This is a genomic window from Streptomyces sp. NBC_00158, from assembly GCF_045160885.1.
Lineage (GTDB): Bacteria > Actinomycetota > Actinomycetes > Streptomycetales > Streptomycetaceae > Streptomyces.
On the sequence record NZ_CP108161.1, the window covers coordinates 6,341,752 to 6,355,238 of the forward strand.

Consider the following 13,487-nt stretch of genomic DNA (forward strand, 5'->3'; position numbering starts at 1 on the left):
GGTCTGCCGTTCGGGACGGATCGGCCCCGGTCCGGGCGGGCGGGGGTCAGCCGGACAGCAGGATCCGCCGTTCCTCGGAGAAGGCGCCCCAGTTCCCGTCGGGCAGCCGGGCGCGCAGTTTCAGCGTCCAGGCCGTCCCGGCCGGCTCGGTGGTGGTGAGCCGGTAGGAGGCCCGGCCCTCGGGTACGGCTCCGGCGCCGAACTGGACGACGGTGACGGGCCGGTCGTTGACGTAGAGCTGGTACTCGCTCGTCGGGCGGCCGGTGTCGGGGGCGGTCCAGGTCAGCTCCACGGCGCCGGGGGAGGGGGAGGCGGTGAACGAGCCGGGGGCGGTGCGCGGCGCCTGGCCGGGGTCGGCGGGGGTGGTCACCGCCACGGGCGGGCCGTCCGGGGAGGAGTTGTCGGAGCCGTCGCGGGCGCGGACGGTGAAGGCGTAGGCGGTGCCCGGCTGGAGGCCGGTGACCGTGGTGGACCGGTCCGTGCCGGGGGCGGTGTGGACGCGGACCCCGGCCTGGTAGACGTCGTACGCGGTCACCCCGGTGTCGTCGGTCGCCGCGCCCCAGCTCAGCCGGGCCTCGTGGGGGCCCTCGGCGCGGCCGTCGGCGGTGGGCGGGGCGGTGGGGGGCTGCCGGTCCTCGGCCTTGGCCTCGGGGGTGGTCACCTCGGCCGGGGCGCTGAGCGGGGAGCGGTTGCCGGCGGCGTCCTTGGCGCGGACGGCGAAGGAGTACGCGGTCCGGGGGGCGAGGCCGGTGATGTCGGTCATGGTCTTGTCGGCGGGGAGTTCGCGTACCAACTGGCCGCCCTGGAACACCTGGTAGCCGCTGACCCCGTCGGCGGTGCCGGGCGCCCGCCACATCACGTGGACCGAGGTGGCGCTGCCCGCCTGCGCGGTGAGCCCGGTGGGGGTCGCCGGGGGCCGGGTGTCGCCGTCCGCGCCGCACGCGGCCAGGGCGGCGGTCAGGCCGAGGGCGAGCGCCGCCGCCCCGGCGCGGCGCGGGGAGGTGGTGCCTCGCACGGGATGCCCCTTCCGCCGTGGGTGCGCGCACGGGTCCGCCGTGCGCATGCCCTCGGTCCGCTATTGGTCTAGACATATATGGCACGGGCGGGGCGGGCCCACAAGACCCCGCGGCCGACGGCTGCGCGGTCGGGGTGCGGGTCTGGGCGGGTTCGTCTTCATCTGCTCTTGTCTGGCAGTATTGCGATCTCTTTGCAATAACGGATGATTTTGAACAGGGATGTGCACAGCATGACGGCCCGGACAGTACGGGGAGCGGCCGGCGCGACGCTCGCCACCGCGCTCATCACGGGCCTGGCGGCCTGCTCGAACCCCTCGGGGGCCGCTTCGCAGGCGGATTCCGCGGTGGTCGGCATCGCGACCGAACCGGAGAGCCTCAGCCCGCTGCTCGGCTACGGCAAGGACGGCAACTCCAAGATCTTCGACGGGCTGCTCACCCACGACGCGGACATGAAGCTGAAGCCCGCGCTGGCCGAGGCCCTGCCCGAGGTCTCCGCGGACGGCCGCACGTACACGTACAAGCTGCGCCAGGGCGTGAAGTTCAGCGACGGGGAGCCCTTCACCGCCAAGGACGTCGAGTTCACCTACCGGACCATCCTCGACCCGAAGACCAACAACGCCTCCAAGACCGAGCTGGACGCCGTCGAGAGCGTCACGGCCCAGGGCGCCGACAAGGTCGTCTTCACCCTCAAGTACCCCTACGCCCCGTTCGCCGAGCGGACCGTGCTGCCCATCGCGCCCGAGCACGTCGCGGGCCGCCAGGACGTCAACAGCGGCGAGTTCACCACGAAGCCCGTCGGCACCGGCCCGTACCTGCTGACCGGCTGGTCCAAGGGCGAGAAGCTCAGCTTCAGGGCCAACCCCGGCTACTGGGGAGGCGAGCCCGCCGTGAAGAAGTTCACCATGGCCGTCGTCAAGGACGACGACGTCCGCGCGACCCGGCTGCGCGCCGGGGAGCTGGACGCCGCCGTCCTGCCCCCGAACCTCGCCCGGGGCTTCGCGCAGGACAAGGCGCGCAAGACGTACGCCGCCAAGACCTTCGACTACCGCAACGTGACCCTGCCGACGCACCACCCCGTCACCGGTGACGTGGCCGTGCGACGGGCGCTGGACATCGCCGTCGACCGGCAGGCCATGGTCGACAAGCTCCTCGACGACGCGGGCAAGGCCGCCTACGGTCCCGTGCCCACCGACAGCCGCTGGTTCACCCCGGGCACGGAGCGCCCGTACGACCTCGAACGGGCCAAGCAGATCCTGGACGAGGCCGGCTGGAAGGCCGCAGACGACGGCATCCGCGCCAAGGACGGCGTCCGGGCCTCCTTTCCGCTCTGGTACACCTCCGGCGACAAGATCCGCCAGGACCACGCCCTGGCCTTCGCCTCCGACGCGAAGAAGGCCGGCATCGAGGTCAAGACCGAGGCCGGTACCTGGGAGGTCATCGAGCCCCGGATGAAGACCGACGCCGTCCTCGCCGGCGGCGGCTCCCCGGCCGACCCCGACTTCGACCAGTACCAGCTGCTGACCTCCTCCCTCGCGGGCGACGGCTTCAACAACATGGCCCAGTACGCCAACCCGGCCGTCGACCGCGCCGTGGCCGACGGCCGCACCAGCGGGGACCCGGCCGCACGCAAGGCCGCGTACGACACCGTGCAGCGCGAACTCGTACAGAACCCCGGCTACGTGTTCCTCACCCACATCGACCACCTCTACGTGGTGAACGACAAGTGGGAGGGCCCCTCCACCCAGGTCGAGCCGCACGACCACGGCCTCGGCTCCGGCCCCTGGTGGAACGTCGAGAGCTGGAAGCCGAAGCAGAAGTGACGTTTCCCCGCCGTCCGGGCCGCCCGCCATGGGGGCCGATGGCCCGGATGGCGGGACGGCGGACCCTGTCCGCCGTACCCGTCCTCCTCGTCGTCACCTTCGGGGTCTTCGCCGTCGCCGCCCTGTCCCCCTTCGACCCCGTGAAGGCGTACGCCGGCACCGCCGGACTCACCGCCTCCCAGGCCGAACTCGACCAGCTGCGCGCCAACCTCGGCGCGGACCGGCCCTTCCCCGCCCAGTGGTGGGACTGGCTCACCTCCGCGCTCACCGGCGACCTCGGCGACTCCGCCGTGATGCGCCAGCCCGTCGCCGACGTCATCGCCGAGCGCGTGGGCTGGTCCGCGCTGCTCGCCGGCTGCGCCTTCGCCGTAGCCGTCCTGCTGGGCACGCTCCTCGGGGTGCTCGCCGCCCGCCGCCAGGGCGGGGCCCTGGACCGGGCCGCGTCCGGCCTCGCCTACACCCTGGAGGCGGCCCCCGCGTTCTGGCTCGGGCTGCTCGCCGTCTGGTTCTTCTCCGTACGCCTCGGCGTCCTGCCCTCCGGCGGGCTCACCGACGCCGCCGACGACACCGTCACCTTCTCCGGGGTCGCCTCCCACCTGGTGCTGCCCGCACTGGTCCTCGGCGTCTCCCAGCTGCCCTGGTTCTTCCTCTACGTACGCCAGGGCGTCGCCGACGCCCTCGACGAGGACCCCGTACGCGGGGCCCGCGCACGGGGCCTGTCAGAGCGACGGGTCCTGCTGGGCCACGCCCTGCGCTCCGGGATGCTGCCCGTGCTCACCCTCATCGGCTCCCGGGTACCGGAACTGATCACCGGCGCCCTGCTCGTCGAGACCGTCTTCAGCTGGCCCGGCATCGCCGCCGCCACCGTCACTGCCGCCACCTCGGTCGACTTCCCGCTGCTGGCCGCGCTCACCGTACTGGCCACCGCCGCCGTACTCGCCGGCAACCTGCTGTCCGACCTGCTGTACGGGCTGGCCGACCCGAGGGTGGGCTTCGATGGCTGACACCGCCTGGCGCCGGCACGGCCCGGACCGCCGCTCCACCCGCGCCCTGCGCGTGCGCACCGCGGCCGCCGTCACCGCCCTCCTCGTCCTCGCCGTCCTGCTCGTGCCCCCGCTGGTCCGGCTCGACCAGCAGGCCGTGGACCTCTCCGCCAAGCTGCTGCCGCCCTCCTGGCAGCACCCCTTCGGCACCGACGACGTCGGCCGCGACCTGCTGCTGCGCTGCGTCTACGGACTGCGCGTCTCCCTGCTCGTCGGCGTGGTCGCCGCGCTCGTCGCCACCGTCCTCGGCACCGCCGTCGGCGCGGCCGCCGGAGCCCTCGGCGGCCGCACCGACCGGCTCGTCATGCGGGCCGTCGACGCCCTCTCCGCCATCCCGCACCTGCTGCTCGGGATCTTCATCGTGGCCCTGTTCCGGCCGGGAGTCTGGCCCGTCGTGGTGTCCGTCGCGCTCACCCACTGGCTGTCCACCGCCCGCATCGTGCGCGCCGAGGTGCTCTCGCTGCGCGGCCGCCCCTACGTGGACGCGGCCGTCTCCGGCGGCGCCTCCCGATGGCGGGTCACCGTCCGGCACCTGGTCCCCGGCGTGCTGCCGCAGGCCGGGCTGGCCGCCGTGCTGATGATCCCGCACGCCATGTGGCACGAGTCCGCCCTGTCCTTCCTCGGCCTCGGCCTGCCCGCCCACCAGGCCAGCCTCGGCACCCTCGTCCAGGCCGGCCGCGGCTCGCTGCTCGCCGGCGACTGGTGGCCCACCCTCTTCCCCGGCCTGCTGCTGATCGCCCCCACCCTGGCCATCGCCGGCCTCGCGGGCGCCTGGCGCGACCGCCTGAGCCCCCGCCGCCGCTCGGAGCTGAACCTGTGACCCCGCACCCCGCCCCCACACCCCCCGCCCGGGAGGTCCTGCGCGACGTCCTGCGCGTCGAGGGGATGTCCGTCCGCTTCCGGATGCGCGGCGGACGGTACGTCGAGGCCGTCTCCGACGCCGCCTTCGGCCTCGGACCCGGCGAATGCCTGGCCCTCGTCGGCGAGAGCGGCTGCGGCAAGTCCGTCCTCGCCTCCGCCCTGCTCGGCCTGCTCCCCGGCAACGCCGAGACCACCGGCTCGGCCCGCCTCGGCGACGGCCTCGACCTGCTCGCCGCCGACGAGAAGACCCTGGCCCGCACGGTACGCGGCCGCCGCGTCGGCCTGGTCCCGCAGAGCCCCGCCGCGCACCTCACCCCCGTCCGCTCCGTCCGTTCCCACCTGGAGGAGACCGTCCGGGAGCTCACCGGCACCCGCGACCCGCGCGGGGCCGCCGAAGCCGCCGCCGACCGGGCCGCCTTCCCCGCGGGCCACCTCGACCACCACCCCCACCAGCTCTCCGGCGGTCTCGCCCAGCGCGCCGCCACCGCGCTCGCGCTCATCGGGGACGCACCCCTGCTCCTCGCCGACGAGCCGACCACCGGCCTCGACCGGGACCTCGTGGAGCGCACCGTCGACGAACTGCGCGCCCACACCCGGGACGCCGGCCGCGCCCTGCTGATGATCACCCACGACCTGGCGGCCGCCCAGCGCGTCGCCGACACCGTCGCCGTCATGTACGCGGGCCGGATCGTGGAACTAGCCCCCGCCGGAACCTTCTTCGGCACCCCCGGCCCCCGCCACCCCTACGCCCGGGGCCTGCTCGACGCCCTGCCCGAACGGGCCTTCACCCCGATCCCCGGCGCCCCGCCCGAGCTCGGCGACCTGCCGCCCGGCTGCGCCTTCGCCGCCCGCTGCGCCCTCGCCGACACCGCCTGCCGGGCCGGGCGGCCCCCGCTCGCCGAAGGGGTGGCCTGCCACCATGCTTGAGCTCAAGGGCATCACCGCCGGCTACGACCGCCGGGGCCCCGTCGTACGCGACGCGCACCTCGCCCTGCACCCCGGCGAGGCCCTCGGACTGCTCGGCCCCAGCGGCTGCGGGAAGTCCACCCTCGCCCGGGTCGCGGCCCTGCTGCACCGCCCCGACCGGGGCACGGTCACCCTGGACGGCCGCACGGCGACCGGCTTCCGGCACCGCGCCCCGCGCTCCCTGCGCACCGCGGTCGGCGTCGTCTTCCAGCAGCCCCGACTCTCCGCCGACCCCCGCCTCAGGCTGTACGACCTCGTCGTGGAACCGCTGCGCGCCACGGGCAGGCGGGGAGAGGCCGAAGCGGCCGTCGCCGAGCTGGCGGACCGGGTCGGCCTCGGCGCCGACCTCCTCGCCCGGCGCCCCCACGAGGTCAGCGACGGCCAGCTCCAGCGGGCCTGCGTGGCCCGGGCCCTGGTGCTCCGGCCGCGCTGGCTGGTCTGCGACGAGATGACCGCGATGCTCGACGCCTCGACCACGGCGGCCCTGGTCGGCGTGGTCGAGGAATACCGGAGGGAGACCGGAGCAGGTCTCCTGGCCGTCGGGCACGATCCGGTGCTCCTGCGCAGGTGGTGCGACCGGACGGCCCACTGGAGCGACATCGCGGACGGTTGATCGACTGTTGCGCCTTCGTGAATCATCCGGTCCCTCCATGGACTCCTCGGGCAGTGCGATCTAGCGTCTGGCGGCGGCGCGATGTCAGACGCAATGTCAACAACACTGAGGAGCAAGGAGGATGACCGGATGTTCCGAAGAGCGCTGAACTGCGCCGTGGTCCCAGCCATCGCCGCCCTGACGGTGATCGGCGGGATCGCCCCGGCCGCCCGGGCCGACGAGATCCCCAAGGCCCCCGGCCACCGCCTGGTCAGCCACTACGAGGGCGGACCCGCGACCGCCGCCCCGCTGCCGGGCGAGGCCCCGCCGCAGCACCCCTTCCTCGCGCCCAACGGCCGCAGCGGCATGCACTCGGACGCGGCCGGCAGCGCCACCTCGCCGTGGTCCGGCCCCCTGGGGAAGAACCCCCGGGTCACCAGCGAGAAGATCGCCGCCCTCGGCGGCGAGTGCGCCACCGCCACCTTCGACGCCGGCGGCCGCCTCGTCACCGTCTGCGGCACCTTCTCCGGCTTCAAGGTCAAGCTCCTGGAGCCCCGTACGCTCGCCACGCTCGCGGAGTACCAGCTCCCGCAGCGCTCTTCCACGGTCGAGGCGATCACCTCGCTCGACTTCGCGAAGATCTTCAAGGACACCTCGGGCGGCGCCTACTTCTACCTGGACGACCAGGACCGCGCCGTGCTGGCCGACTCCCGCCAGCACGTCCTGCGCCTGTCCCACTCCCAGAACCCCGACGGGAGCTGGAAGTTCACCGTCGACGACGACTGGGACCTCACCGGCCAGGTGCCGCACGACTGCGTCAGCTGGACCAACCTGTGGCCCAGCGGCACCTGCGACCCCGTCACCTCGGTCATGCCCGACTGGAACGGCCGCATCTGGTGGGTCACCCGCCAGGGCCGGGTGGGCACCGTGGACCCGGCGAGCGGCCAGATCCGGTCGATCCGGCTGGAGGGCGAGGAGATCCAGAACTCCTTCTCCGTTGCCGAGGACGGTGTCTCCATCGTCACCGACCACGCCCTCTACAGCTTCCGCACCCGCGCCGACGGCACCCCCGAGGCCCAGTGGCGCCAGACGTACGACCGCGGCACCGGGACCAAGCCCGGCTCCGTGAACCAGGGTTCGGGCACCACCCCGGACCTCTTCGGCAACGGCTACGTCGCCATCACCGACAACGCCGACGACCGGATGAACGTGCTGGTCTACAGGCGGGGCGTCGACGTCCCCGCCGACCGGCGGCTGGTGTGCAAGGTGCCCGTCTTCGGATCCGGCGCCTCGACCACCGACAACTCCCTGATCACCTGGGGCAACAGCATCATCGTCGAGAACAACTACGGGTACGAGAACCCCACCTCGCTGCTCCTGGGCAAGTCGGTCGTCGGCGGCGTCAGCCGCATCGACGTCCGCGCCGACGGCAGCGGCTGCGACACGGTCTGGGAGAGCGCGATCCGCGCTCCCTCCGTGGTCCCCAAGCTCTCCACCGCGAACGGGCTGCTCTACTTCTACGAGAAGGAGCCCAACTTCTGGGGCATCGACTCCTGGTACCTCACCGCGGTCGACTTCCGCACCGGTGAGCGCCGCTGGCGGCAGCTGACCGGCACCGGGCCGCTGTACGACAACAACTGGGCGCCGATCACCCTCGGCCCCGACGGCACGGCGTACGTCGGCGTGTTCAACGGCATCGTCGCGGTCCGCGACGGCGGCTGACCCACCCGTCTCCGAGCCCCCGCCCGCACCCCGGGCGGGGGCTCACTCCTGGAGCGAGGCGCAGGCGTCGGAGCGGGCCCCGGGCGGGAGGAGTTCCCGTTCGGGCCCGGTCAGGTCCCGTGCGGCCAGCGCGCAGGCCCGCTCGCGCCAGGTCTCCGGGTCCAGGGGGAGCACGTCCACGGACGAGCCGTCCGCCCAGGCGAGCTTCGTCCCGTCCGCCGACCAGTCACCGGCGGCGCCGTAGCCGGGGGTGAAGCGGTACAGCTCCGTGCCCTTCTCCACGTCCCAGAAGGTGAAGGAGTTGGTCGTGGCGACCGTGCTCAGCCTGGACGGGGCGGGGAACCCGTTCAACCACTGGACCCCCTGGTACACCAGGGTCTTCCACTTCTTCCGCTCCATGTCCCGGACCTTGAGGGCTCCGTCCGTGGTGACCATCGCCAGCCGCCGGCCGGTCTGGTCGAAGGACAGGTGGCGGGGGTTGCCGTTCTCCGACTCGAAGGTCTCGACGACCTGGCCCTTCTTGAAGTCCCAGATCTGGATCTGGTCTCCCCCCGTACGGACCGCGGCCTGTTCGTACCCCGGCCGCGCCACGCCGAAGACGGCCGAGGCCGCGCCCGACACCTCGACCAGCTCCTGGGCCGACGGCCGGTAGGTCCGGCCCTGCTGCGTGCCGGTCTTCAGGTCCCACCGGGACACGTAGGAGACCGCCGAGACCACGGCGTGGTCGTTGCCGTCGTACCAGACGTTGACCCAGGCCGGGGTCCGGCCCGTACGCGGGTCCGGGCGCGCCGGGTCGATGCCCGGGGGAGCCGGCAGCCCGAGGCGGCGGCCCTCGGTGAGGGCGGGGCCGCCGCCCGGCGCCCCCACGTCCCACACCAGCACCCCGCGACCGTCCGTGGTGACGGTCAGCAGCCGTCTGCCGTCCGGGCTGAACTGCGGGTAGATCCGCGCCAGCGGGGAGGAGGGACGAACGCCCGCGAGCTGGCTGCGCGTCTTCAGGTCCCACAGGCGCAGGCCCGCGCCGTCGGCGTCGACGGTGGCGACCCGGCCGTGGTCCACGTCCACGGTGCGGACGAGACTCGTGAGCATGGCGCTGTCGAAGACGGTCGGCCGGGGCACCTTCGCGACGACGACGGTGCCGCCCGCGCTGACCGCCGCCTTCAGCGCGTCCGGGGGGCCGGTGAGGCTGATGGACGGCAGTGCCGAGGAGCCGGCGACGAACTCGTCCTGCTGGGCGGCGGCCGGCAGGTCGAGCGTGGCGGGCAGGCCGTCCTCCAGGTCCAGCACCAGGAAGCGGTACCGGCCGAGGCTCGCCCCGAAGCGCTGTGCCGGGTTGAGCAGGAAGCGGCCGGTGCGGTCCAGGCGGGGTACGTACAGCGGGCAGACCAGGCTCAGCTGGCTCGTGGTGTACTGCTTCCTCACCTTCGGCTGCCCGGTCAGGTCCCATGCCTGCAGGGTTCCGTCGGCGGTGCACCGGACGAGGGTGGAGCCGTCCGCGCTGACCGTGACGGGACCCGTGTCCTGGCTGCCCCAGGGTTCCTCTTCGCGGCGGCCGTCGGACAGCTGCCAGCGCACCAGCCGGCCGCTCGCCCCGGCTGCGGCGCCCTCCTGGACGATCCGGCCGATCACGGTGTCGCCGTTCGGCCCGAACCAGGCGTGCGAGACGTTCCAGCCGTCCGGTGGTGCGAGGGTGCCGCCGACAGGGGTCCCGCTCGGGGCCTCCCACACCGACACCCCTTCCGAGGGGACCGCCGCCAGCAGCCGCCGCCCCGCGGCGTCGAACCGGAGGTCGGTGGCCGACCGGGCGTTGTCCCGCGCCCGGTCCGTGCGGCGCAGCGGCACCGTCGGCCAGGTGCCGTCGGCCCCGCGGACCCCCAGTGTGACGAGGCCGATGACATTCGAGGTCGCCACGGTGCGGCCGTCGGGGGAGGCCGCGATCAGGTGGACGTTGCCCTCGGTCCGGACCGGGGAGAGGCGCGGTGCCCCCGTGCCGAGGTCGGCCCCCCAGATGTCGCCGGACTGCAGGCCCACGGTCACCCGGCTGCCGTCCTCGCTGAGGGCCGCCTCCCGGATCTCGCCCTTACCCTCCAGCACGACCTGGTCGACGTGCCGCATGCGGACGTACTGCTCGAACAGGGCCGTCTCCGCCTCGGGCTCCGGAGCCGTGCGGTACGCCGTCGCGCCCATCAGCGCCGACGCGGCGAGCGATACGTCGTCCAGCCGGCCCGCCAGCTGCGCGATCTGCGGCGACGCGGCCTTGCGCAGGTCCTCGTCCAGCCTGCCGTTCGCCCCGTACAGCTGCCACGACGCCAGGACGGCGACGGCCAGCAGGAAGCTCAGCAGGGAGATGCCCGCCCGCCTGAGCCTGCGGGAGCGTCTGGTCTGTGCCGCTTCGTCCGCGCGGCGGGACAGGCCCGCTTCGAGGAACTCCCGCTCGTCCACCGAGAGTTCGTCCCCGCGCAGGCCCGTCTGGGTGACGGCGGCGTCCAGCGGCGCGCCCGTCGGTAGCTGGTCGCGGGACCGGCCGAGCTCCTGCCAGCGCTCCAGGTCGCGCCGGAAGCCGGCCCGCCAGGTGAGGAACTCCCGGTCCTGCGCCACCCGTTGGGCCAGCGTGGGCCAGGCTCCGATCAGCGCCTCGTGAGCCAGCTCGACGGTCTGTCCCCGCTCCGGGTCCCCGCCCACGACGAGGATCCGCCGCTCGGCGAGCAGGCCGGCGATCCGCCACCGCTCCTCCCCGGCGTCGGACCGGCCGAGCACCGCGCGCAGCGGGGCCCCGCCGCCCGGAGCCATCCGGACCAGCGCCGTCAGCAGCCGCAGGGCCTCCTCCTCGTCGGCCTCCGCGACACAGGCCCGCCAGGCCGCCTCCGCGTGCCGGCCCAGGGCCCCGCGGACGCCGCCGATCTCCTCGTACGAGGCGAAGCGCAGCCGGCCCATGGCCCGTTCGTCCCACAAACGCGCCAGGACGAATCCCAGCAGCGGCAGTGCCCCGGGCTCGGCGCCGGCGTCGTCCAGCATCCGGCTGACGAGGCCCGGGTCGTACGACACCGCCGGGATCCGGGCCAGCGGCCGCAGGACGACCTCGGCCATCTGGGCCCGGGTCATCGGCAGCAGCGGCCGGACCGCCGTCCGGCCCAGCGCGGGCCCGAGGACGGGGTGCGCGAGGGCCGCCTCCAGGAAGTCGGCCCGCAGCGTCAGCAGCACCCGCAGTCCGGCCGGGGGCGGCTCGGGGAACAGCAGCGAGGCGGAGCCGTCGTCGCCGGACCGGCCCTCCGCCAGCAGCGCCTCGGCCTGGTCGAGCACGACGAGCAGCCGGCCCGCCCGCTCGCCGAGGGCCTGCCGGGCGGCCGCGGCCAGCCCGTGCCGGGCCAGCTCCTCCTCCAGCTCCCGGGGCCCCGCCGGCCCGTCGCCGAGGCGGGCCAGCTCCGAGGCGAGCGCGGTACGGACCGGCAGCCCCTCGGCGGCCCGCACCACCAGCACCTCGTACCCCCGGGCGCGCAGCCGGGGGGCCACCCCCGCCAGGGCCAGCGAGGACTTCCCGCAGCCGGACGGACCGACCAGGGCCACGCGGGAGCGCGGGCCGTCGTCCAGCAGGCCGGCGACGTCCGCGGCCTCCGGGTCCCGGCCGAAGTACACCTCCGCGTCGGCCTCCCGGAAGGCGGCGAGGCCGCGGAACGGGGAGGCGGGACTCAGCAGCGGGCCGAGCGCGGGGACCTCCGCGATCAGGGTGAGGGTGGGGATCACGAAGCTCTGCCGGTCCCCGGACAGCTGGGCGGCCACCACCATGCCGACCACCGCCCCGGCCTCCTCGTCCCAGACGGGGCTGCCGCTGAAGCCCCGGTCCACGGCCACGCCCTGCTGGTCGGCGCCCGACAGCTGCACCCAGTTCTCGGCGGTCCAGCCGCGCAGCCGTCCCGCGTGCCAGACGCCGCCCGGGAAGACCGCGGGGAAGCCGGCCACCCGCACGGAGTGGTCCCAGACGCTCGCGGGCGAGGCCATGGCGAGCGCGCCCGCACCCGCGACGGGCGTCCGCAGGCGCAGGACCGCGACGTCCCCGGTACCGTCCGCACGCATCGGAACCCAGTGCTCCACCTCGGCCGGAACCGGCCGGGAGGCCCCGGACAGCGGGCGGTCCAGGGTCAGCTCGCCCGTCGGCGCGGTGACCTGCGCACGGGGTGTGCCGAGCGCGTCGGCCACGACGTGCGCGCAGGTCAGCGCCAGGTCGGGAGCCACCAGGAAGCCTGCCCCGGCCGGTCCGGCCGGGCCCGCGACACGGACGATGGCCGAACCGAGCAGCGCGTCCGCCCCGGTACTCATGACCGCCCCCTCCCCGTTGCCCAGCGGCTCGGTGCCGTGGGCAACTTTCGCACGGGACGGGGGAGTTGGGGCAAGGCCCGGGAGTGCCCGCGCCGGGGGTTGGCCGAAACCCCGCCGAGCGGTCCCGGCTGCGGGCCGCGGGGGCGGTCCGCTACCTGGCGGTTTCGAGCGGCCGGTCCGCCAGGAGCTCCGGTTCCGGGGCGGGAGGCGGTACGGCCCTGGCCGGATCGAGACTCGCCTCCAGGTCGTCCAGCGCCAGGCGGGCCGCCGCGATCCGGTCCCGGACCTCGTCCACCGGGTCCATGGCGTTCGCCGCGCGCTCCCGGGCCCGCGCGTCCGCCTCCTCCATCTCCCGTGCCTCGTCCAGGGAGTTGAGCACGACGCCGATCAGGACGTTGACCAGGACGAAGGAGGCGAGCAGGGCGTACGAGGCGTAGTAGAGGATGCTGAACCGGGAGATCTCCAGCCCGGCCCGGACCGCGTCCGTCAGCCCGTCCAGGGTGGTCAGCAGGAACAGGGTCAGCGCGGCCCGCCCGATCGAACCGTAGTGCTGCGGGTCGGAAGCGGCGAAGCAGACCCAGCCGACCATGGCGTACACGTACACCACCAGCGCGCCGATGAACAGGAAGCTGGCCGTGCCCGGCAGGCTGCGCCCGACCGCCAGCAGCAGGATCCGCAGGTGGGGCAGGAAGCGGGCGGTGCGCAGCACGCGGGCGAGGCGCAGCAGCCGCAGCACGGTGGTGTTCTCGCGCAGGAACGGCAGGAAGGCGGAGGTGACGATCAGCAGGTCGAAGATGTTCCAGGGGTCCCGGAAGAATGCTTTCGGCCGGTCCGCGTGCGCGCCCAGGCGCAGCAGCATCTCCACCGTGAACAGGGCGAGGCAGGACTGCTCCGCGATCTGGAGCGCCTGGCGGTACTCGGCGGCCAGCCCGCTGTACGTCTCCAGGCCCATCAGGGCCGCGTTGAGCAGGATCGCGGCGAAGACGCCCATCCCGAACGGCGGCGCCTCGGTGATGCTGCGGCAGCGGGCGGCAAGTCTCCGGCGGCCGGATCCGGCCGGCGTGGGGTCCGTCATGGTGTCCCTCGTACTCGTGCTCGTGTGGCCCGTCTGGCCCGTGGTCGGCGTCGTCGTACGGACCGGCGCGGGGCGGGG

The 13,487-nt window shown here is 74.4% G+C and carries 9 protein-coding genes; 6 read left to right on the top strand and 3 right to left on the bottom strand.

Features of this window, described 5'->3' with window-relative positions:
• Nucleotides 1-46: 46 nt before the first annotated feature.
• The gene (locus tag OG553_RS29240) at nt 47-1,015 is read right to left on the bottom strand and encodes a fibronectin type III domain-containing protein (protein WP_405981825.1); all 969 of its coding nucleotides are present in this window, start codon (nt 1,013-1,015) and stop codon (nt 47-49) included.
• A 231-nt stretch (nt 1,016-1,246) separates the two neighbouring features.
• Between OG553_RS29240 and OG553_RS29245 the strand changes: the two genes are divergently transcribed.
• The 6 genes from OG553_RS29245 to OG553_RS29270 all read left to right on the top strand — a co-directional run bounded on the left by OG553_RS29245 (nt 1,247) and on the right by OG553_RS29270 (nt 8,020).
• Entirely contained in the window at nt 1,247-2,836 is a 1,590-nt protein-coding gene (locus tag OG553_RS29245) for an ABC transporter substrate-binding protein (RefSeq protein WP_405981826.1), read from the top strand.
• 38 nt (nt 2,837-2,874) lie between these two features.
• A complete protein-coding gene (locus OG553_RS29250) occupies nt 2,875-3,840 on the top strand; it encodes an ABC transporter permease (protein WP_405981827.1) in 966 nt (321 codons plus the stop codon).
• On the top strand, nt 3,833-4,699 hold the full coding sequence (locus tag OG553_RS29255) for an ABC transporter permease (RefSeq protein ID WP_405981828.1): 867 nt from the start codon (nt 3,833-3,835) through the stop codon (nt 4,697-4,699). Before OG553_RS29250 ends, OG553_RS29255 begins: the two co-directional genes overlap by 8 nt.
• Before the next feature lie 65 nt (nt 4,700-4,764).
• A complete protein-coding gene (locus OG553_RS29260) occupies nt 4,765-5,667 on the top strand; it encodes an ABC transporter ATP-binding protein (RefSeq protein ID WP_405983171.1) in 903 nt (300 codons plus the stop codon).
• Nucleotides 5,660-6,319, top strand: coding sequence for an ABC transporter ATP-binding protein (locus OG553_RS29265; protein ID WP_405981829.1), 660 nt, complete (start codon nt 5,660-5,662; stop codon nt 6,317-6,319). The genes OG553_RS29260 and OG553_RS29265 overlap by 8 nt, the downstream gene beginning before the upstream one ends.
• A gap of 129 nt (nt 6,320-6,448) precedes the next feature.
• Complete coding sequence (locus OG553_RS29270; protein ID WP_405981830.1) at nt 6,449-8,020, top strand: hypothetical protein; 1,572 nt, start codon at nt 6,449-6,451, stop codon at nt 8,018-8,020.
• A gap of 42 nt (nt 8,021-8,062) precedes the next feature.
• Here the strand turns inward: OG553_RS29270 and OG553_RS29275 are convergent, their stop codons facing one another.
• Nucleotides 8,063-12,334, bottom strand: a complete 4,272-nt coding sequence (locus tag OG553_RS29275; RefSeq protein WP_405981831.1) for a trypsin-like peptidase domain-containing protein — start codon at nt 12,332-12,334, stop codon at nt 8,063-8,065.
• Between the two features lie 151 nt (nt 12,335-12,485).
• A complete protein-coding gene (locus OG553_RS29280) occupies nt 12,486-13,409 on the bottom strand; it encodes an ion transporter (RefSeq protein ID WP_405981832.1) in 924 nt (307 codons plus the stop codon).
• Between the last annotated feature and the right edge of the window lie 78 nt (nt 13,410-13,487).

Bases quoted from the DNA above. Each gene is read 5' to 3' on its own strand.
- OG553_RS29245 (WP_405981826.1), top strand. From the start codon at position 1,247: ATGACGGCCCGGACAGTACGGGGAGCGGCCGGCGCGACGCTCGCCACC.
- OG553_RS29250 (WP_405981827.1), top strand. From the start codon at position 2,875: ATGGCCCGGATGGCGGGACGGCGGACCCTGTCCGCCGTACCCGTCCTC.
- OG553_RS29255 (WP_405981828.1), top strand. From the start codon at position 3,833: ATGGCTGACACCGCCTGGCGCCGGCACGGCCCGGACCGCCGCTCCACC.
- OG553_RS29260 (WP_405983171.1), top strand. From the start codon at position 4,765: ATGTCCGTCCGCTTCCGGATGCGCGGCGGACGGTACGTCGAGGCCGTC.
- OG553_RS29265 (WP_405981829.1), top strand. From the start codon at position 5,660: ATGCTTGAGCTCAAGGGCATCACCGCCGGCTACGACCGCCGGGGCCCC.
- OG553_RS29270 (WP_405981830.1), top strand. From the start codon at position 6,449: ATGTTCCGAAGAGCGCTGAACTGCGCCGTGGTCCCAGCCATCGCCGCC.
- OG553_RS29275 (WP_405981831.1), bottom strand. From the start codon at position 12,334: ATGAGTACCGGGGCGGACGCGCTGCTCGGTTCGGCCATCGTCCGTGTC.
- OG553_RS29280 (WP_405981832.1), bottom strand. From the start codon at position 13,409: ATGACGGACCCCACGCCGGCCGGATCCGGCCGCCGGAGACTTGCCGCC.